Consider the following 20,123-nt stretch of genomic DNA (forward strand, 5'->3'; position numbering starts at 1 on the left):
GTCAGCCAAGTTTTCTATAAAAGCCAAGACGGAAGAAGGTCTATTCTACATGAAACTGAAAACATTACTAAGCAGCTTACTTCATTATTCATTGAACAAGGATGAGAACCCTGAAATTGATTCGATAGAAATGGATTCTAGAAGGCTGCAAAAAAACAGCCTATTCATCTGTATTGAAGGGTTCACAATGGACGGGCACCAGTTTGCGAAGCAGGCTGTTCAAAACGGTGCGGTGGCGATATTAGCTGAAAAAGAGGTTGACAATGCCGGAGTCCCTGTTGTGATCGTAAATGATACGAGACGCGCGATGGCGATTTTGTCTGATTCGTTCTATGGCCACCCGACACAGCATATGCATTTGATCGGAATAACGGGTACGAACGGAAAAACGACCACCTCTCATATCATTGAGAAAATAGTAAGTGATGCCAACGTCCCATCCGGTCTGATCGGCACCATTGATATGAAAATTAAAGGTAAAAGCTATAAAGTCGCAAACACCACGCCAGAATCACTCTTTTTGCAAAAAGCATTTTACCAGATGAAAGAAGAAGGGGTAAAAACAGCCGTGATGGAGGTTTCATCACATGCCCTCGATCAAGGACGAGTGAGGGGCTGTGATTTTAATATTGCCGTTTTCACGAACTTGACTCAAGATCATCTTGATTACCACCGGAACATGGATGAATATATGTATGCCAAAAGTCTCCTGTTTTCCCAGATGGGCAATGTATATAAAGAAGGCACTATGAAAGCAGCTGTTCTAAATAATGATGATCAGGCTTCTACCGCCTTTAAACGTGTTACCCCTTCTCAGATCCTAACCTATGGCATAGATAACAAAAGTGACATCATGGCGAAGGATATTACCATCAATTCGAGAGGTACATCCTTCTTATTGCAAGTGCCCGGTCATGAAGAAAGAAAAGTTGATTTAAACCTGATCGGTAAGTTCTCTGTTTACAACGCGCTAGCTGCGATCAGTGCCTGTTTCTTGTCAGGCATCGCACTCGATCAAATCATTTCCTCTATTGAGAGTGTCAGAGGCGTCCCAGGGCGATTTGAAACAGTCGATGCGGAGCAAGATTTCACAGTGATTGTTGATTATTCGCACACTCCAGACAGTCTCGAAAACGTTCTTCGTACGATCAAAGAATTTGCTTCTGGTAAGATAACAGCCATTGTTGGCTGCGGGGGAGACAGAGATAAGTCGAAGCGCCCGATCATGGCGGGAATTGCAGTGCAGCTGGCCGATGAAGCCGTGTTTACGAGTGATAATCCGCGAAGTGAAGATCCAGCGGCTATTCTAAAGGATATGGAAGAAGGCGTAGACAAGGATGCTGAGTACCGAATCATTCCTGACAGAAAAGAAGCGATTGAATACGCCATCAGTAATGCGAAAAAGGATGATATAATATTGATCGCCGGAAAAGGCCATGAAACGTATCAGATCATCGGAAGCGAAGTGCTGGATTTTGACGATCGAAAAGTCGCAATGGACGCAATCGGAGGAATCAAAAAATGAAAATACAATTAAAAGACGTCACCCATCTTGCAGAACAAATTGCAGGTGACATAGATCATACAGTCATTACTGCTGTAACAAAAGACACAAGACAGGAAGCACCGCAATCCCTTTACGTTCCTATAGTAGGAGAACGGTTTAACGGCCATGATTTTCTGCTGGATGCCGTAAAGAAAGGATCCGTCGCTGCTCTTTGGAAAAGCGGCACCAAGGTTCCAGAAGGTTTACCGGAAGGATTCGTCCTTCTTTTTGTAGATGATACGGTTGCTGCCCTTGGCGAATTGGCTAAATGGTATTTGAAAAAAGTTCATCCTGTTGTAATCGGTGTCACTGGAAGCAATGGCAAAACGACAGTAAAGGACATGGTCGAAAGCGTTGCGGCCACTACTTTCAAAACCTTTAAGACACAGGGCAATTATAACAACCATATTGGTCTTCCATTGACCATTCTGACGATGGAAGAAAATACAGAAGTGCTCATTCTTGAGATGGGAATGAGCGGATATGGAGAAATCTCCTACTTAAGCCGATTAGCCGAACCAGATGTGGCGATCGTCACGAATATAGGTGAAAGCCATATGGAGCAGCTTGGAAGCAGGGAAGGCATAGCAAAAGCGAAGCTCGAAATCAAAGATGGCTTAAAAGAGAGCGGACTGCTTGTCATTGATGGCGATGAGCCGCTGCTGCAGCATCAGAAGGGAGATCAAGTCCTTTCTGTCGGCTTCAGCCAGGAAAGTTCCTTCTCGATCACAAACATTGAAAGCAGTGTGGATGGGTATCGTTTCCAGCTCGAAGAAGGGACCACAGTATACAGCATTCCGGTGCTCGGCAAACATAATGTAAAAAATGCGGCATATGCTATTGCTGTCGCCCACTATTTAAATATCGAAGAAAATAAAATCAACGAAGGCCTCAATCGGCTCAAGGTGACAAGCATGAGGCTTCAGACTTCTGCCGGTATGAATGGCGCACTTTTGATCAATGATGCCTACAATGCCAGTCCAACAAGCATGATCGCAGCGCTCCATACACTTGCTGGAATGGACGGGTACAATAAAAAAATTGCCGTGCTTGGAGACATGTATGAACTAGGAAATTTGGAAGAAGATATGCACAGGCATGTGGCGAGAAAACTTCCAGAAAACATTGATGTCGTAATGACCATAGGTCCAAGAGCTGCCTGGATTGCAGACGAATTAAAAAGCAGGGTCAATTTAGATGCAGATGTTTTGGCTTTCACAGCAAAAGAAGATGCCGTGTCTGCACTAAAACAAATGATGACAGAACATGCCGCCGTCTTATTTAAAGCATCAAGAGGCATGGCGTTTGAAACGCTAGTGCGGGAATTTACAGCAGATGAACAGGAGACAAACTAATGATTGAGCAAGTTTTACTTTTTACCCTTCTTACTTCTTTCCTGGTAGCCGTTGTCAGTTCACCCTTCTTTATACCTTTTTTAAGAAGGCTGAAATTCGGCCAAAGCATACGTGATGAGGGGCCAAAATCACACCAGAAAAAATCGGGTACACCTACAATGGGCGGAATCATTATCGTTCTTGCATTAGTTGCAGGTACCTATGCGATGACAGCAAAATTCTTTTCCGTAACGGCAGAAACCCATCTGCTGCTTCTTGTCACACTTGGATATGGATTGATCGGGTTTTTGGACGATTTTATTAAAGTAGTTAAGAAGAGAAATTTAGGTTTGACGTCCAAGCAAAAGCTTCTTGGCCAGCTTGTGATCGCCGGTCTCTTTTATTGGGGATTGGCGGATTTGGGGTTATCTACTAAAATTATGGTTCCAGGCACGGATTTTGATTTCGACCTTGGCTGGTTCTATCCAATCTTTGTTCTGTTTATGCTGATCGGGGCGTCCAATGCAGTAAACTTGACAGATGGACTTGACGGTCTATTAGCTGGAACAGCTGCCATAGCCTTTGGTGCGTTTGCTGTTTTGGCATCCAATATGCTTCATTTTGAAGCGGCGATCTTTTCCGTAGCCGTTGTCGGTGCCGTCCTTGGATTTTTAGTATTTAACGCGCACCCTGCAAAAGTATTCATGGGAGACACAGGATCACTCGCCCTTGGTGGTGCGATCAGTGCCATTGCCATTCTGACAAAGATGGAGCTATTGCTAGTTATCATAGGTGGAGTGTTTGTCATTGAAACCCTTTCCGTTATGATTCAAGTGACATCCTTTAAGCTGAGAGGAAAGCGTGTGTTCAAGATGAGTCCGCTTCATCATCACTACGAACTGAGCGGGTGGTCAGAATGGCGAGTTGTTATGACGTTCTGGCTTGTTGGTCTTTTGTTTGCTTCGTTAGGAATTTATCTAGAGGTGTGGTTGTAGATGAATAAATCAATAGAATATAAAGGCAAATATGTTCTTGTAGTCGGTCTTGCCAAAAGCGGATTTGCAGCAGCGAACATTCTTCATGACCTTGGTGCATATGTAACGGTTAACGATTATTCACCGAGAGAAGGGAATAAGGAAGCGGAAGCATTAGAGCACAAAGAAATCAAAACGGTTTGCGGGGGCCATCCGCTCGAGCTCCTGGACGAACCGGTTGACTTGATCGTGAAAAATCCGGGCATTCCGTATTCCAATCCTTTGATTCATGAAGCGGTCAGACGCCAGATACCTATTGTGACAGAAATAGAAATAGCCTCTATCGTTGCCAAAGCTGATATTTTGGCCATTACGGGTTCTAACGGGAAAACAACGACAACCACATTGACTGGTCTTATGCTAGAAGGCAGCGGAAGAAAACCTGTTGTTGCCGGAAACATTGGTACCGTCCTTAGTGAAATGGCAGCAAAGTCTACCGACCAGGAAATTCTTGTCGCTGAGCTGTCTAGTTTCCAGCTTCAAGGGACCGAGACATTTCATCCAAGGATTGCTGTCCTTTTGAACTTGTTTGAGGCGCATCTTGATTACCACGGCAGCTTCGAGGATTATGGCCATGCGAAAGGCAGAATCTTTGCAAATCAAACCGAAAAAGATTACGCCGTTTACAACGCCGATGATGAGAAGGTTTCTTCCCTAGCATTGCGGTCAAAAGCGAAGAAGGTCCCTTTCTCTGCTTCCTCTATACTGAATGAAGGCGGTTATGTAAAGGATGGTGCTCTTTATTTCTATGATGAAGAGATCATACGTGTAAACGAAATCGCACTTCCGGGAAAACATAATCTTGAGAACATACTGGCTGCTGTCTGTGCAGCAAAATTGGCTGGAGCATCCAGAGAGAATATACAAGAGGTGCTCAAAACGTTCACAGGTGTCAAGCACAGGCTTCAGTTCGTGGACGAAGTGGCGGGTGTGAAAATCTATAATGATTCCAAAGCGACAAACATTCTTGCAACAAGCGCCGCATTGTCTGCATTTCAATCTCCTGTCATTCTGCTTGCAGGCGGGCTCGACAGAGGAAATAGCTTCGATGAGATGATACCGTTTTTATCCGGAGTAAAAGGGATCGTCTGCTTTGGACAGACAGCGAAGAAATTAGAAGAGGCAGCACGTAAAGCGGGAATAGAGACCATCATTATGGCCGATAATGTGGAGGATGCAGTCCCTAAAGGGTTCAGCATCGCATCTGATGGGGATGTGCTGCTGCTTTCCCCTGCTTGTGCGAGCTGGGACCAATACAAGTCGTTTGAACAAAGAGGGGACATGTTTATCAACTCTGTGCATAAACTGAAGTAAGGTTTGTACAAATTGTAGAGTTGGGGTGTTCGCATTGCCTTCCAAAAAATCGGCTCCTGATTTTATTTTGATTTCCGCCACTTTTCTTTTGCTGTCGATCGGCATACTTATGGTATACAGCGCAAGTGCGGATCTCGGCCAATATCGATTCAACGATGCGTTCTTTTTCGCGAAAAGGCAGATGCTTTTTGCCGGTCTTGGCATTGCGGCTATGTTTTTTATCATGAACATCAACTATATGACATGGAGAACATGGGGAAAGGTGCTTCTGCTCATCTGCTTTCTTCTTTTGATCGTCGTACTTGTGCCTGGAATCGGACAGGTACGAGGTGGTGCGAGAAGCTGGATCGGGGTAGGCGCCTTTTCCATTCAGCCATCAGAGTTTATGAAATTAGCGATGATTACCTTTTTGGCAAAATACTTGGCTGAACATCAAAAGAAAATCACTTCCTTTAAGAAAGGCCTTGTACCAACACTTGCATTGGTGATGACGGCATTTGCCATGATTATGCTGCAGCCGGACCTTGGTACGGGAGCAGTAATGGTTGGAACGAGTGTTGTCATGATTTTTGTGGCAGGAGCAAGGGTGTCGCACTTTGCCGGACTTGGGATAATAGGACTGCTCGGATTTGCAGCGCTTATCATCTCTGCACCATACCGGATGAAGCGGATTACATCCTTTCTTGACCCTTGGAGTGACCCTTTAGGCAGCGGGTTTCAAATTATCCAGTCACTTTATGCGCTAGGTCCTGGTGGTCTGCTCGGACTAGGTCTTGGACAAAGCCGGCAGAAGTTCGGGTATCTACCAGAACCCCAGACGGATTTCATCTTTGCCATCCTATCCGAGGAGCTGGGTTTTATCGGAGCTGTTTTCGTCCTGCTGCTGTTTGGCATCTTGCTTTGGAGAGGCATTCGTATCGCCCTCGGAGCACCTGATTTGTTCGGCAGCTTTCTTGCGATCGGGATCATCGGAATGGTCGCGATACAGGTTATGATCAATGTAGGTGTTGTAACCGGTCTAATGCCCGTCACAGGGATCACGCTTCCGTTTTTAAGCTATGGCGGCTCTTCATTGACCTTAATGCTCGCATCGATCGGCGTTTTGCTGAATATAAGCCGCTATGCACGGTATTAAAGCTTGAGTTTGCCGCCGTTTTCTCTTATTCTATTGATAGATTAAATCTTGCCCTGCCTAATAGGCGGGGTTCTATTTTGTAATTACAGCATGCCAAACGATTTGGACATAAAACAACATCTGTTTCGAATACTACTATTGTCTTATGTTCTGCAGCTTTCACGATACAGAGTGTTATTCACGGCAGACGCCCGGATACATAAGATAATGTAGGCATCGATCAGCAAGGAGGGGCAATGATGACTTCATTAGCCGAAAAATTAAAGAAGGCCGATATCGGTAAAGTATTAGAAAATGAACCTTTAAAAAACCATACAACATTAAAAATTGGCGGACCTGCGGATGTGTTCGTCGAACCAAAAAACTCTGAGTCATTGAAGGTGGTCATGGCGATCATTAAAGAAAGCGGTGTTCCATTCCGCGCGATAGGAAGAGGATCCAACCTGCTCGTTTCTGACGGCGGCATTGAAGGAGTAGTGATCAAGCTAGGCGACGGATTGAATCATATTGAACGCAGCGGCAGTGAAATTAGAGTCGGCGGCGGTGTTTCGATTATCACGCTAGCCACTATTTTAGCGAGAGAAGGCTATAAAGGACTCGAATTTGCAGGCGGCATACCTGGATCGGTAGGTGGCTCTGTGTTTATGAACGCAGGAGCCCACGGTGCTGAAATGGCTGACATCGTGAAGGAAGCCCTCATTCTGTTCCCGGACGGCGAATTGCGCTGGCTATCTAATGAAGAGCTTGGATTCAGCTATAGAACGTCTATCCTTCAGGAGAAAGGCGGCATTTGTGTCGAAGCCGTCCTCGTGTTAGAACAAGGAAGCAAAGAGGAGATCATGGCCTCATTAAAGAAAAACAAAGATTACCGCCGGCAAACACAGCCGTGGAATTTTCCATGCTGCGGCAGTGTGTTCCGCAACCCGCTTCCTAATTATGCAGGACAGCTCATTGAATCCTCTGGTTTGAAAGGCACAACGCTTGGCGGTGCCCAAATCTCAGAAATGCATGCCAATTTTATCGTGAATACTGGCGATGCAACGGCGGATGATGTGTTGAACTTGATCGCGCTGATTCAGGAGAAGGTGCTGCAGGAAAAAGGCATTCAGCTTGAAACGGAAGTGGAAATTATCGGCCGCAAAAGCTGACATTTTCTTGGTATTACTGGTACTATATAGAATTATTTCGTGCTATAATGATAGACGATAACTCATAAGATGCATTCTGCGAAGTGTAAAGATATAAATAGGAAAAGCAGAAACGGCATATTGATATGCCGTTTCGTTGTTTATATACAACGATTCCATTCCCTTGCTGGTTTTACCCATTACAGAAATAAATGAAATTGAGGGTGAAAAAATGGACAAGCTAAAGGTCGTAACGATCGAAGACCGGATTCCAAAGCTGAAGGAACAGCGAAGACAGAAGGCGAATAGAAGGCTCATATTCTACTTATCTCTGTTCTTTTTACTTGTCCTTGCTGTCGTCTATTTTCAATCTGGAATGAGCAATATTAAAAAATTAAATGTTAAAGGGAACTACTTTGTGGACGATAAACAAATTATCGCAGCAAGCGGAATCAGCCTTGATTCTAAGTTTATGAATGTAGACGAAGAGGAGATACAGCGCAAGCTCACCTCATTAAATGAAGTGTCTTCTGCAAATGTGAAGCGTTCCTTTTACAATGAAGTGACCATTACTGTGCAAGAATTCCAGAGAGTCGGCTACATAAAACAAAAAGACCGCTACTACCCTATGCTCCAGAACGGTGCTATGCTTTCGCCGCTTAAGAAAGAAGAGCGGCCAGTCAATGCTCCTGTTATTATGCAATGGGAGGACAAGGATCGACTTGAGGAACTGGCTCAGGAACTGCGCACGGTGCCAGAAGGAATCATTCACCGCATATCAGAGATTCATCAGAATAAGGAAGATATGAAAAGCGGAAATGTGACACTTTACATGACAGACGGAAATGAAGTAAAGATTTCGATCAATGGCTTCAGTGAAAGGCTAAGCAATTATCCTCTTATGGTCGAGCAGTTAAAGAGCGGGGAAAAAGGCACGTTTTATATAGGGATAAGCAGCCGATTTGAAAAATATGTGAAAAAGAAGAAAGGAGACAGCAGTGAGACTGAACGGTAAGCAATTGTTTTTGTCCCTCATCCTTCTCGTTACAGGTTTCATCCTGTCTTTTTCTTATCAGATGACAGAAAAGCAGAACCGTTCAATTGAAAGCAATAATGAATGGAAACGGGAAGATTCTTTAAGAAATCAAATTCTTACAATACAAAAATCCAATCATGAACTATCCGGTTCATTGAGAGAGATGCAAACGACTATTGCCAAGAAAGAAAAAAAGCTGGCCAAAGAGGAGCAGTCCTCTTACAACATGGTAGAGGATCTGACGAAACTCCGTCTTTTGACAGGAGATGTCAAAGTGGAAGGTGAAGGAATCGAGGTTACTCTCTCAGATGCCTCCTATATGCCAGAAGGTGAGAATCCGAACGATTATATCGTCCATGAAGAGCACGTTCGAAGTGTGATCGATGAGCTGCTTGTTTCTGGAGCGGAAGCCATTGCAGTAAACGGCCAGCGCATTTCTCATGATACCTTTATTTCGTGCATCGGACCTGTCATCAGCGTCAACGGCACACAGTATCCGGCTCCATTTGTTATATCAGCGATCGGAGACAGCTCCACGCTTGAGAAATCGATGAACCTGTACATTACAGATAAGCTGTTAGATGATGGAATTCAAGTGAGAGTCGGCGTTAACAGCGGGATCCAAATGGAGCCTTATTTAACAGAAGAGAGCTGATTGTATGAAAATGAATCGACAATATATGCTTGCGTTTATTGCACTCGTGCTTGGGCTGATGGTGTCCGTTCAATTTCAAACGGCGAACAACCCTGTTGAAAGGGATACGCGTGACATCTGGGAACTTCGGGCCGATTTGGAGGAAGAGAAAAAAAGACAGCAGATGCTGAATGAAGAAATCAGGAAAAATGAGGAGCTTCTCCAGCAATATTCAGCCAAGGGGCAAAATGCAGCGAACGAAGCGATGGAGCTGGCATTGCAGGATTTAAAAAAACAAGCAGGATTGACCAGTATTAGCGGACAAGGAATCACAATCACTATCGAACCATTTAATGAAGGTCTTGTCGGAAACGACACTCCTGTCCCGCAGCTGTACCCAGATATGCTTCGCCGTCTGATCAACGAGCTTAATCGCTATGATGCAAAGGAGATAGCGATTGATGACCAAAGGGTCGTTTCTAGAACTCCGATCAGGGAAGTGAATGAAAGCATCTATGTTAACAACGAGCCGCTGTCATCGTTTCCGGTTGAAATAAAAGTTTTGAGTGATGACAGTGAAAAGCTGCATCAAAAAATGATAGCCTCCCCGGCAATCGAGGACTTTATTAGAGAAAACTTTTATGTCGAAGCAGCCGTTTCAAACGAGATCGTTCTGCCTGCCTATACAGAGCCGCTCCGTGTGAAATATATGAAGCAAGTGAAGGAGGATTCTTAAGAAATGTGGCTGCCCGTACTAAGTTTAATTATAGGTCTGACACTCGGTTATATGTCGGAACTTCGAGTACCGCCAGAATATTCCAACTATTTATCGATAGCTGTCCTCGCCGCGCTTGACACCCTATTTGGCGGGATACGTGCCCAGCTGCAGGGGACATTTGAAGACAAAGTCTTCATTTCAGGTTTCTTCTTCAATATTCTTCTTGCAGCTGCCCTTGCCTATTTAGGGGTGCACTTGGGCATCGATTTATATTTGGCTGCCATTTTTGCGTTCGGTGTTAGGCTGTTCAACAATATTGCGGTCATAAGGAGACTCATGATTTCAAAATGGAACGACAGCCGTAATAAAGCGTAAAAATTATTGAAAAAACTTGAAAAAAAAAGAGGGAATACCCTCGATATGTGGAATGTAATTCAAGAAATCATTATTCCAATCAATGAAGAAGACAGGAATCAAAGAAAACAGGGAGGTGCCAAAGAATGAACAGCAGCGAATTTTATGTAAGTCTAGACATCGGTACATCCAATATTAAAGTTATCATTGGAGAAATGACCAGTGAATCCTTTAATGTCATTGGAGTGGGGCAATCAAAAGCCGCTGGAATCCGAAAAGGATCCATTGTTGATATCGATGAAACTGTTCGTTCCATAAAAAAAGCGGTAGACCAGGCAGAAAGGATGCTTGGAATACCGATTAATTCATGTATACTTGGTGTTAAAGGAAATGACATCCAGCTGCAGCCTTGTCACGGAGTGGTAGCCGTTTCTAGAGAAGACCGTGAAATTGGTGATGAAGACATAATGCGTGTGATCGAGGCGGCTCAGGTTATTTCCATTCCTCCTGAACGCGAAATCATCGATATTGTTCCTGAACAGTTCATTGTAGATGGCCGCGATGAGATTAAGAATCCTCGTGAAATATACGGAGTCCGCCTGGAGATGGAAGGTACTATCATTACAGGTTCCAAGACGTATTTACATAACTTGCGCAGATGTGTGGAAAAAGCAGGATTATATGTAGCTAATATTTGCCTTGAACCGCTTGCCACTGCATCCATCGCATTGTCTGCTGATGAAAAAGAACTGGGTGTCGCACTGATTGATATCGGAGGCGGTTCAACGACTGTTTCTGTGTTCGAGCAGGGCATCATGCAAATGACAACGGTCCTGCCTGTCGGAGGAGAATTCATTACAAAAGACATTTCCATCGGCCTTCGCACCTCAGCAGAGGATGCAGAGCGCATCAAATTGAAGCACGGACATGCATTCGTTGATCATGCTTCAAAGGATGAAACGTTTACCGTCTCCCAGATTGGCTCCTCGCAGACGCAGGAAATTTCCCAATACGATTTGAGTGTCATCGTAGAAGCAAGGCTCGCGGAGATGTTTGAAATGATAGACGATGAGCTTCATAGATTAGGTTTCACTGAACTGCCCGGAGGCTTTGTCCTAACAGGCGGGGTGGCTAATATGCCTGGCATTTTGGAGCTTGCAATTGACATTTTCCAGTCAAATGTAAGAGTTTCTAAGCCGGACTATATCAGCATCAGAGAGCCTCAGTATACTTCAGGTGTGGGGCTTATCCATTTCTCGCATGAAAATTTAAGGATTCAAGGCAAAGAGGTCGCTGCAGCGCTTGCTTCAGAAACAAACGAAGCGATGCCTAAAAAGAAACAGTCACAGCCGAAAGTGCAGGAAAAAGCAAACGGCGGTGTAAAATCTAAAGTGAAAGACTGGTTCGGCTTATTTTTCGAATAAGATTAAGGTTACTAGTCATTAGGAGGAACGCTCATGTTGGAGTTTGATATGAATATGGATCAGTTTGCTACGATAAAAGTCATCGGTGTCGGCGGGGGCGGCGGAAATGCTGTTAACCGCATGATCGAGCACGGAGTTCAAGGAGTAGAGTTTATCTGTGTGAATACCGATGCACAGGCTCTCAATCTTTCTAAAGCACAAGTCAAAATGCAAATCGGCACAAAGCTGACACGAGGCCTTGGTGCAGGCGCGAATCCTGAAATCGGCAAAAAGGCGGCGGAAGAAAGCCGTGAGCAGATTGAAGAAGCATTGCGCGGAGCAGACATGGTGTTCGTCACAGCTGGTATGGGCGGTGGAACCGGAACAGGTGCGGCACCTGTTATTGCTGAGATCGCAAAAGAGCTGGGAGCTCTTACAGTAGGGGTTGTAACACGTCCCTTTACGTTTGAAGGCCGAAAGCGGTCTACCCAGGCGATCGGCGGAATCAGCATCTTTAAAGAAAAGGTTGATACCCTGATTGTTATCCCGAATGACAGATTGCTTGAAATTGTTGACAAAAACACACCGATGCTGGAAGCTTTCCGTGAAGCGGACAATGTGCTTCGCCAAGGTGTTCAAGGTATTTCTGACTTGATTGCTACACCTGGATTGATCAACCTTGACTTTGCCGATGTAAAAACAATCATGACTGAAAAAGGATCAGCATTGATGGGTATCGGTGTCGCGACTGGGGAGAATCGTGCAGCGGAAGCAGCAAGAAAAGCGATATCCTCTCCTTTGCTGGAAACATCGATCAACGGTGCCAAAGGTGTTCTTATGAACATTACAGGCGGCAATAACCTTAGCCTTTATGAAGTGAACGAAGCAGCAGATATCGTCTCATCTGCTTCAGATCCTGAAGTGAATATGATTTTTGGATCCGTCATCAATGAAGAATTGAAGGACGAAATTCTTGTAACCGTCATTGCAACAGGCTTTGACGAAAATGAGAACATGAGTACACTGCAGCCGCAGCGTCCAAAATTCCAGCAGCAGCCGCCGCAGCAGAACCAAACGTCCTCTATGCAGCAGCAACAGCAGCCTGCACGCGAAGAACAGACTGCTGAGACGCGCAGCACCCCTGTGTACAATGGAGGAGACGGAGATACGCTCGATATCCCTACGTTCTTAAGAAACCGCAACCGCAACAGAAGAAGATAAATACAAAGAAAGCCGGCTCCCTCTGAGCCGGCTTTCTTTGTATTTTGAGAAAGAGAATTTTTAACAGAAGAAAAATTTGGCGCAGTTAAAAAGTTCAAGGATAAATAAAAGGGCAACTAAGGATGACTGAAAGAATTCGTGTCAGCATAGTGTCTTTACGCTGTTTTCATCCTTCACACCTTACTCCTCTGTTTTCTAAAATTCCCATCTTATGAGCTGTAAGTGAGGCTACAAAAGGCAATTTCTGCACAGCAAGATAAACTGACAAAAAAACAGAAAATAAGTTGGAAAAACAGCCCAAAAACTGACAGACTTCAAGCCAGGCAGTGGGGTATACTTGTTTCAAACTTTTGAAAGGGGCTAACCGGTGACCCTCTATTTGGATGTCATTTGGTTTATGAATTTTTGCATTGATTTTCTGCTGATCTGGCTTACGGGATGGCTGCTAAAGCGCTCGTTTAAGTGGGGTAAAATTTTTCTGTCATCAGCTGTTGCTTCAAGCTATGTCTTTATCATTTTGTTTCCAGAGTTATCGTTTTTGTATCACCCATTCGTAAAGTTTTTATTTTCAGTCCTTATCTTATTTATGTCTTTCGGGTTTAAAAAACCAAGCTTTCTTTTAAAAAATGTCGCCATGTTTTATTTTGTATCCTTTATCACTGGCGGAGGAATATTCGCTGCCCATTATTTTATGCAAAGCCAGTCAGCAATTGTTCAAGGAATGATGGTCACATCTTCAGGAAACGGAATGGGAGACCCTATAAGCTGGGTGTTTGTCGCGTTTGGCTTTCCAGCCTTGATCTTCTTTTCCAGAAAGCGTGCGGATGACGTCAAAGTGCAGCGGATCAGCTATGAGCAGATGACGGAAACCACTATCTGGTTCAATGGAGAGGCCATCTTGACTAAAGCTTTGATCGACAGTGGAAACAAGCTATATGATCCTGTATCGAGACTGCCGGTACTCATACTTGATTTGAACGTTCATGCCGGGCATTTTCCAGAAAACATCCGGCAACTAGCGGCAGACTATACAAAATTTGGGGAAAGTGAAATCAGTCCCGATTGGGAGTCGAAGCTGCGTCTCGTCCCATTTCGCTCAGTCGGACATCAGCAGTTCTTGCTTTGCGTAAAGCCAGATCGGATCCAAATACGCCACAGCGGCCGTGAATGGGTCACGGGTAAAGCACTTGTTGGCTTGAGCATGACCAATCTATCTGCGGACGGGCAGTTTGATTGCATCCTTCATCCAGTTTTGGCTGCTGATTCACAAGCTGTACAAGCGGTTCCGGCATCATCATTTTAAAACAAGGGAGAGGGTCATATGTTTAAGTGGCGTCTGAAGCTTTCTTTGTTATGGTATAAACTGCTGTTCAAATTAGGGCTGAAATCGGATGAGATTTATTATATTGGGGGAAATGAAGCGTTGCCTCCTCCATTGAGCAAGGAAGAAGAAGCACTGCTGCTAGAAAAGCTGCCGTCAGGTGACAAAGCAACGAAATCCATGCTCATCGAAAGAAATCTTCGCCTAGTCGTGTATATTGCCAGGAAGTTCGAAAATACGGGCATTAATATTGAAGACTTAATCAGTATTGGCACGATTGGCTTAATCAAGGCCGTCAATACATTTAATCCTGAGAAAAAGATCAAATTGGCTACATATGCGTCACGCTGTATTGAGAACGAAATCCTTATGTATTTAAGGCGCAACAACAAAACAAGATCTGAAGTTTCGTTCGATGAACCATTGAACGTAGATTGGGATGGGAATGAACTACTGCTGTCCGATGTACTTGGAACAGAAGATGACATCATCACTAGGCGGATTGAAGCAAATGTTGACCGAAAACTGCTTTTAAAGGCATTATTTACACTAAACGACAGAGAGAAACAAATTATGGAGCTTCGTTTTGGGCTTTCAGGCGGTGAAGAAAAAACGCAGAAAGACGTAGCCGATATGCTCGGCATTTCTCAATCGTATATTTCGCGCTTAGAAAAGCGAATCATTAAAAGGCTGCAAAAGGAATTTAATAAGATGGTCTGAAAAATGTGCCTGTGCGCATTTTTTTTTTTACTTAAAATCAACAGGGGAGTAATTCGACGCAGTCAAAATGTTTAGGAATGAAGTATACGAGCAACTAAGGGTGACGTAAAAGGCTTAGCGTCAGCCAAGTTTTCTATACCAGAATCATTGTAAAAAAGGGATTTCCTCTTTGAGCATGTGTCCACCGCTGATTTTCTCAAGTGCATAAAATTCCCATTGCAAGGTCATACTTAATCTGACAGAAATCTCCATGCAGGAGGGAAATCACTTGAGTCGAAATAAAGTAGAGATCTGCGGCGTGGATACATCAAAGCTGCCTGTTTTAAAGAATCCTGAAATGCGGATTTTGTTTGATAAGATGCAAAAAGGAGACCCGGATGCAAGAGAAACACTTGTGAACGGAAACCTAAGGCTTGTGCTTAGTGTGATTCAGCGTTTTAACAACAGGGGAGAATATGTCGATGATCTGTTTCAAGTCGGCTGCATCGGGCTGATGAAATCGATTGATAATTTTGATCTAGGGCAAAACGTCAAATTTTCAACGTATGCCGTCCCGATGATCATCGGAGAAATAAGAAGGTATTTACGGGACAACAACCCGATACGAGTGTCCCGTTCTTTAAGAGATATCGCGTATAAAGCTCTTCAGGTTCGAGACCAGCTGATGAACAAGCTGTCCCGCGAACCGACAGCGCAGCAAATAGCCGAAGTCCTAGATGTGCCCAAAGAAGAAGTGGTGTTCGCCCTTGACGCGATACAGGATCCCGTTTCATTGTTCGAACCCATCTACAATGATGGTGGAGATCCAATCTATGTAATGGATCAAATCAGTGATGATAAAGCCAAAGACTTGCAGTGGATTGAAGAGATTGCGCTCAAGGAAGCGATGAGAAGGCTGAACGCACGCGAAAAAATGATTTTGACCATGCGGTTTTTTCAAGGAAAAACACAGATGGAAGTAGCTGATGAGATCGGGATTTCACAGGCACAAGTTTCAAGGCTGGAAAAAGCAGCGATCTCACAAATGAACAAGAACATACAAAGCAGCTAAAGTATGAACCCGCCCCTTTTTGCGGGTTTTTTCTGTTTTCAGCAATCCCTGAACCGCTTCCCGATAACATGTTTTCCGCAGCTGAATCATATAAATACACTAAAGATGAAGGGCGGGGAATGGAATGAACAAAATTTCTGATTTTCAAGTAAAAGATGTTGTGAATGTGGCTAACGGAAAAAAGCTTGGACATATCGCTGACTTAGAGATCAATTTAAATACAGGAAAAATCGACGCGCTGATCATTCCAGGCCAAGGCAGGATGCTGGGCTTCTTTGCTCGTGAAAGCGACATCGTGATACCTTGGAGAAATATAGTGAAAATCGGAGCCGATGTTATATTGGTCAGATACATGGAGTCAAGCGACAGCAACGAATACATGAAGGAACCGTTTGATCAGTCAAAATAACGGTTCTCTTTTCTTTCCCGCCAAGAAATATGGTAAAATAGCGTAAAATCCATGTTTTTTTGGACAGGATGTGAAGGTAAAGTGGAATCGTTTAAAGAAAGCGGCTTGCTTTTTGAACTGATGGAATGGAAAGAGGAGTATAAAAGTGTCATTGCGGGAATGACCATGAGAGAAGGCGGTACAAGCGAAGCGCCTTATCACTCTCTGAACATGGGATTTCATGTGAATGACAATCCAGAAACAGTCAGAACCAATCGAACCATTGTCTCGGCCGAATTAAACATTCCGGCAGATTGCTGGACAGGTTCAGAGCAGGTGCATCAGGCGCACATACACAAAGTATCTGCTAAGGATGCAGGGTTCGGGTCAATGGATTATGAATCTGCGATCAAGATGACCGACGGCCTTTATACGGCAGAGCAAGATGTCTTTTTGACTTCCCTTTATGCAGATTGTGTGCCTTTGTATTTTTACAATCACCGCAAAAAACTAGCAGGACTCGCGCATGCTGGCTGGAAAGGGACTGCTCTGGATATTGGAGGACAGATGGTAAAAAGATGGGCAGATGATGAGGGAGCTGAAGTGCAGGACATAATGGCGGCGATCGGCCCCTCGATTGGGCCATGCTGCTATGAAGTAGATGATTATGTGATGTCCCGAATGACGGAAGTGCTTGGCAACAAGGCTAACAGAGCAGCTGCCCCTGCTGGTGAAGGTAAATATATGCTTGACTTAAAAGAAGCCAACCGGCAGCTGCTGATCTCTTCTGGTATTCGTGAGGAAAATATAACGGTATCGAACTTTTGTACAAGCTGCCGAAATGACCTGTTCTTTTCCTATCGAAAAGACGGAGGAGTGACGGGCCGCATGATGAGCTATATCATGCTGAAAGGAGATTCACCTGACTCGTGAACATACAAAGCAACTTTAATAGGCTGCAGGAAGGCGTTAAAGAAGCATGCAGCAGAAAAAATAGAAAACCTGAGGACGTTAATATTATTGCTGTTACGAAATATGTGAGTGCTGACACAGCATTAAAAGCAGCTGAGGCAGGCGTTGTCCATTTTGGTGAGAACCGACTGGAAGGATTGCTGGAAAAGAAAGAGCAGTTGCCAGAGAATGCAGTCTGGCATTTTATTGGAACGCTTCAAACGAGAAAAGTGAAAGATGTTCTGCCTCACGCCGACTATATTCATTCACTTGACAGAATGTCACTTGCAGAGGAAATTCAAAAACGTGCGGACAGTGTCATTTCCTGCTTTTTGCAGGTGAATGTGTCAAAAGAGGAGTCCAAACACGGATTGGATGTAAACGATGTGATGAGTTTTGTCGATAAAGTAGGTAAGCTCGACAAGATCAAAATCGTTGGGCTCATGACAATGGCTCCGTATACAGAGGATGAAAAGACACTCCGTGATGTATTCAGACAGCTTAAACAACTGCAGGTATCCATACAGCAGCGCGGTCTGCACCATGCTCCTTGCAGTGAACTATCAATGGGTATGTCAAATGATTATAGAATTGCCGTTGAGGAGGGTGCTACATTCATTCGCATTGGAAGCAGCCTTGTTGGAAATGAAAAAGAGGAGGTGTCCTGATGGGCATTAAAACGAAATTTAAACGTTTTTTTGATATGGATGATGAGTATATTTATGAGGAAGAAACAGAAGAACAAGATCAAGAGGAAGAAGAGATCACACCAAGCCACACGAAAAAGGTAAAGCAGAACGTAGTGAGCTTGCAAAGTGTTCAGCAGCAAGTGAAAGTGGTATTGATTGAGCCGCGCGTTTATGCCGAAGCTCAGGATATTGCGGATCAATTAAAAAACCGCCGAGCCGTTGTTATGAATCTCCAGCGCATTGCTCATGACCAAGCGAAGAGAATCGTCGATTTTCTAAGTGGTACCGTGTATGCGATCGGCGGAGATATTCAAAAGCTTGGACCGAACACATTTCTTTGCACACCGGAGAACGTGGATGTATCCGGAACGATTTCTGAAATGGCAGATCAAGACTAAATTTTAGGGCAGGAGAGGAACAGGTTGATCGAAACTATCGGTGCTATTTTAATAAAAGTTATGCAGATTTATTCCTATCTTGTAATTGGCTACATATTACTTTCATGGTTTCCTAACGCGAGGGAATCCTCTATCGGATTGTTTCTTGCAAGAATGGTAGAACCTTATCTGGCGCCATTCCGCCGCATTATTCCTCCGCTCGGGATGATCGACCTATCACCGATCGTCGCGCTATTTGCCCTGCGTTTTGCTGAGAATGGAGTCCGCTACTTAGTTCACATGTTTTAGAGTATAAAAAGACAGGAAGTAGAACGATGAACATTTATCAGCATTACAGGCCAGAAGAGCATGCTTTTATCGATAAAGTGAACGGATGGAAGCTAGCAGTGGCTGAGCAGTATACAGTCCGCTTGACAGACTTTCTGAATCCGAGAGAACAGTTTATCCTGCAGCAGGTCATTGGAAACCACCCGGATGTGAGCCTCTCTTTTTGGGGAGGCTCTTCCTATTCAGAACGCAAGCGTGCTCTGATTCATCCTCCATTCGTTCCGGCAGAGAACGAGGACTTTTCTATCACTTGCTTTGAAGTGAACTATCCTGCTAAATTCGTGAAACTCGAACATAAAGACATCCTTGGTGCGCTTATGAACCTTGGTGTGAAGCGTGAAAAGTACGGTGACATCGTTATCAGCGGCGAAACCATTCAGCTCTCAGCTGCAAGTGAGATAGCAGGGTATCTAAGACTCAGTTTTGAGAAAGCAGGTCGAGCTTCCGTCACATTAAACGAGCTTGAACCCGGAATGTTTCTAGGGGCCAGGGAGGAATATACGGAAAAAAACGGCACTGTCTCATCACTCCGGCTTGATGCAGTGATGAGTGAAATGTACTCGATCTCTCGCTCTAAAGCTTCAGCACTCATTGCAGGCGGGAAAGTGAAGGTGAACTGGAGACAAGTCGAAAACACATCTTTTGAGCTTGAAGGCGGAGACTATGTTTCCGTTAGAGGCTATGGGCGGAGCAAGCTCTTCTCCATTGACGGGCAGACAAAGAAAGACAAACAGCGGATCCGCTACGGAATTTTAAAATAAAAGTAAACAAGCTAGAAGGAAATGCCGATAATATTGTCGAAATGAGAAGGTAAGAAAAATTTGCATCAATTGGAGGTGGCTTTCATGCCTTTAACACCGTTGGATATTCATAATAAAGAATTCACCCGAGGATTTCGCGGATATAGTGAAGACGAGGTCAATGATTTCCTCGATCAGGTTATTAAAGACTATGAAGCGGTAATCCGTGAGAAAAAGGAACTAGAAGAAACCGTCTCAAAGCTGGAAGAAAAGATTTCCTACTTTAAAAATATTGAAGAAACACTGAACAAATCTATCTTAATCGCACAGGAAACCGGAGAAGAAGTGAAGCGCACGGCAAATAAAGAAGCGCGACTGATCGTGAAAGAAGCGGAGAAGAACGCGGACCGCATCATCAATGAAGCGCTGTCTAAATCAAGAAAAATTGTTATGGACATCGATGAATTGAAAAAGCAGTCTTCCGTTTACCGTACGCGTTTCCGCATGCTCATCGAGGCACAGCTTGAAATGCTGAAGAACGATGACTGGGATGCGTTGAACGCGCCTGAAAAATATGAAGATTATATGCTAGAAGAGGTAAAATAACAAACTTGACTTCTGATAGTCATTTCGCATATACTTTCATAAGAAAAATGACTTGCAGACTATGACAGGGACAGTA

At 44.2% G+C, this 20,123-nt stretch carries 22 protein-coding genes and 1 other annotated feature (1 of these 23 cut by a window edge); all 22 genes read left to right on the forward strand.

Annotated elements, in window-relative coordinates; genetic code table 11:
• Positions 1 to 49 precede the first annotated feature (49 nt).
• The 22 genes from ACFQPF_RS10310 to ACFQPF_RS10415 all read left to right on the forward strand — a co-directional run bounded on the left by ACFQPF_RS10310 (position 50) and on the right by ACFQPF_RS10415 (position 20,047).
• Positions 50 to 1,525 (forward strand): UDP-N-acetylmuramoyl-L-alanyl-D-glutamate--2,6-diaminopimelate ligase, encoded by a 1,476-nt coding sequence (locus tag ACFQPF_RS10310; RefSeq protein WP_379749298.1) that lies wholly within the window; start codon positions 50 to 52, stop codon positions 1,523 to 1,525.
• Entirely contained in the window at positions 1,522 to 2,901 is a 1,380-nt protein-coding gene (locus ACFQPF_RS10315) for a UDP-N-acetylmuramoyl-tripeptide--D-alanyl-D-alanine ligase (RefSeq protein ID WP_379749300.1), read from the forward strand. The genes ACFQPF_RS10310 and ACFQPF_RS10315 overlap by 4 nt, the downstream gene beginning before the upstream one ends.
• Entirely contained in the window at positions 2,901 to 3,875 is a 975-nt protein-coding gene (gene mraY, locus ACFQPF_RS10320) for a phospho-N-acetylmuramoyl-pentapeptide-transferase (RefSeq protein WP_379749302.1), read from the forward strand. Before ACFQPF_RS10315 ends, mraY begins: the two co-directional genes overlap by 1 nt.
• Positions 3,876 to 5,228 carry a UDP-N-acetylmuramoyl-L-alanine--D-glutamate ligase gene (gene murD / locus ACFQPF_RS10325; RefSeq protein WP_379749304.1) on the forward strand — a complete coding sequence of 451 codons (1,353 nt, stop codon included), beginning with the start codon at positions 3,876 to 3,878 and terminating at the stop codon, positions 5,226 to 5,228.
• A 34-nt stretch (positions 5,229 to 5,262) separates the two neighbouring features.
• Positions 5,263 to 6,363: a stage V sporulation protein E gene (gene spoVE, locus ACFQPF_RS10330; protein ID WP_379749306.1), complete on the forward strand. Its 1,101-nt coding sequence runs from the start codon at positions 5,263 to 5,265 to the stop codon at positions 6,361 to 6,363.
• Between the two features lie 239 nt (positions 6,364 to 6,602).
• On the forward strand, positions 6,603 to 7,511 hold the full coding sequence (murB, locus tag ACFQPF_RS10335) for a UDP-N-acetylmuramate dehydrogenase (protein ID WP_379749686.1): 909 nt from the start codon (positions 6,603 to 6,605) through the stop codon (positions 7,509 to 7,511).
• A gap of 211 nt (positions 7,512 to 7,722) precedes the next feature.
• The gene (locus ACFQPF_RS10340) at positions 7,723 to 8,505 is read left to right on the forward strand and encodes a cell division protein FtsQ/DivIB (RefSeq protein WP_379749309.1); all 783 of its coding nucleotides are present in this window, start codon (positions 7,723 to 7,725) and stop codon (positions 8,503 to 8,505) included.
• Positions 8,489 to 9,181, forward strand: coding sequence for a DUF881 domain-containing protein (locus tag ACFQPF_RS10345; protein ID WP_379749311.1), 693 nt, complete (start codon positions 8,489 to 8,491; stop codon positions 9,179 to 9,181). Before ACFQPF_RS10340 ends, ACFQPF_RS10345 begins: the two co-directional genes overlap by 17 nt.
• Before the next feature lie 4 nt (positions 9,182 to 9,185).
• Positions 9,186 to 9,896 (forward strand): DUF881 domain-containing protein, encoded by a 711-nt coding sequence (locus ACFQPF_RS10350; RefSeq protein WP_379749313.1) that lies wholly within the window; start codon positions 9,186 to 9,188, stop codon positions 9,894 to 9,896.
• A 3-nt stretch (positions 9,897 to 9,899) separates the two neighbouring features.
• Positions 9,900 to 10,253 (forward strand): small basic family protein, encoded by a 354-nt coding sequence (locus ACFQPF_RS10355; protein ID WP_379749315.1) that lies wholly within the window; start codon positions 9,900 to 9,902, stop codon positions 10,251 to 10,253.
• A 125-nt stretch (positions 10,254 to 10,378) separates the two neighbouring features.
• Positions 10,379 to 11,656 (forward strand): cell division protein FtsA, encoded by a 1,278-nt coding sequence (ftsA, locus tag ACFQPF_RS10360; protein ID WP_379749317.1) that lies wholly within the window; start codon positions 10,379 to 10,381, stop codon positions 11,654 to 11,656.
• Positions 11,657 to 11,689: 33 nt separating this feature from the next.
• On the forward strand, positions 11,690 to 12,856 hold the full coding sequence (gene ftsZ / locus ACFQPF_RS10365) for a cell division protein FtsZ (protein WP_379749319.1): 1,167 nt from the start codon (positions 11,690 to 11,692) through the stop codon (positions 12,854 to 12,856).
• Positions 12,857 to 13,223: 367 nt separating this feature from the next.
• Entirely contained in the window at positions 13,224 to 14,159 is a 936-nt protein-coding gene (gene spoIIGA, locus ACFQPF_RS10370) for a sigma-E processing peptidase SpoIIGA (RefSeq protein ID WP_379749321.1), read from the forward strand.
• Between the two features lie 18 nt (positions 14,160 to 14,177).
• Positions 14,178 to 14,897 (forward strand): RNA polymerase sporulation sigma factor SigE, encoded by a 720-nt coding sequence (gene sigE / locus ACFQPF_RS10375; RefSeq protein WP_379749323.1) that lies wholly within the window; start codon positions 14,178 to 14,180, stop codon positions 14,895 to 14,897.
• Positions 14,898 to 15,165: 268 nt separating this feature from the next.
• A complete protein-coding gene (gene sigG, locus ACFQPF_RS10380) occupies positions 15,166 to 15,948 on the forward strand; it encodes an RNA polymerase sporulation sigma factor SigG (protein ID WP_379749325.1) in 783 nt (260 codons plus the stop codon).
• Positions 15,949 to 16,072: 124 nt separating this feature from the next.
• Positions 16,073 to 16,357 carry a YlmC/YmxH family sporulation protein gene (locus ACFQPF_RS10385; RefSeq protein WP_379749327.1) on the forward strand — a complete coding sequence of 95 codons (285 nt, stop codon included), beginning with the start codon at positions 16,073 to 16,075 and terminating at the stop codon, positions 16,355 to 16,357.
• Between the two features lie 81 nt (positions 16,358 to 16,438).
• Complete coding sequence (gene pgeF, locus ACFQPF_RS10390) at positions 16,439 to 17,269, forward strand: peptidoglycan editing factor PgeF (protein WP_379749329.1); 831 nt, start codon at positions 16,439 to 16,441, stop codon at positions 17,267 to 17,269.
• Positions 17,266 to 17,955 carry a YggS family pyridoxal phosphate-dependent enzyme gene (locus tag ACFQPF_RS10395; protein ID WP_379749331.1) on the forward strand — a complete coding sequence of 230 codons (690 nt, stop codon included), beginning with the start codon at positions 17,266 to 17,268 and terminating at the stop codon, positions 17,953 to 17,955. The genes pgeF and ACFQPF_RS10395 overlap by 4 nt, the downstream gene beginning before the upstream one ends.
• Positions 17,955 to 18,374 carry a cell division protein SepF gene (locus ACFQPF_RS10400; RefSeq protein WP_379749333.1) on the forward strand — a complete coding sequence of 140 codons (420 nt, stop codon included), beginning with the start codon at positions 17,955 to 17,957 and terminating at the stop codon, positions 18,372 to 18,374. The genes ACFQPF_RS10395 and ACFQPF_RS10400 overlap by 1 nt, the downstream gene beginning before the upstream one ends.
• A 27-nt stretch (positions 18,375 to 18,401) precedes the next feature.
• Complete coding sequence (locus ACFQPF_RS10405) at positions 18,402 to 18,662, forward strand: YggT family protein (RefSeq protein ID WP_379749688.1); 261 nt, start codon at positions 18,402 to 18,404, stop codon at positions 18,660 to 18,662.
• 26 nt (positions 18,663 to 18,688) lie between these two features.
• Positions 18,689 to 19,462, forward strand: a complete 774-nt coding sequence (locus tag ACFQPF_RS10410; RefSeq protein ID WP_379749335.1) for a YlmH family RNA-binding protein — start codon at positions 18,689 to 18,691, stop codon at positions 19,460 to 19,462.
• 84 nt (positions 19,463 to 19,546) lie between these two features.
• Entirely contained in the window at positions 19,547 to 20,047 is a 501-nt protein-coding gene (locus ACFQPF_RS10415; protein WP_379749337.1) for a DivIVA domain-containing protein, read from the forward strand.
• Between the two features lie 52 nt (positions 20,048 to 20,099).
• Positions 20,100 to 20,123, forward strand: a binding site (T-box leader); it runs 202 nt beyond the window's last position.

It is taken from the genome of Fictibacillus iocasae (assembly GCF_042665465.1).
GTDB classification, from domain to species: domain Bacteria; phylum Bacillota; class Bacilli; order Bacillales; family Fictibacillaceae; genus Fictibacillus; species Fictibacillus iocasae.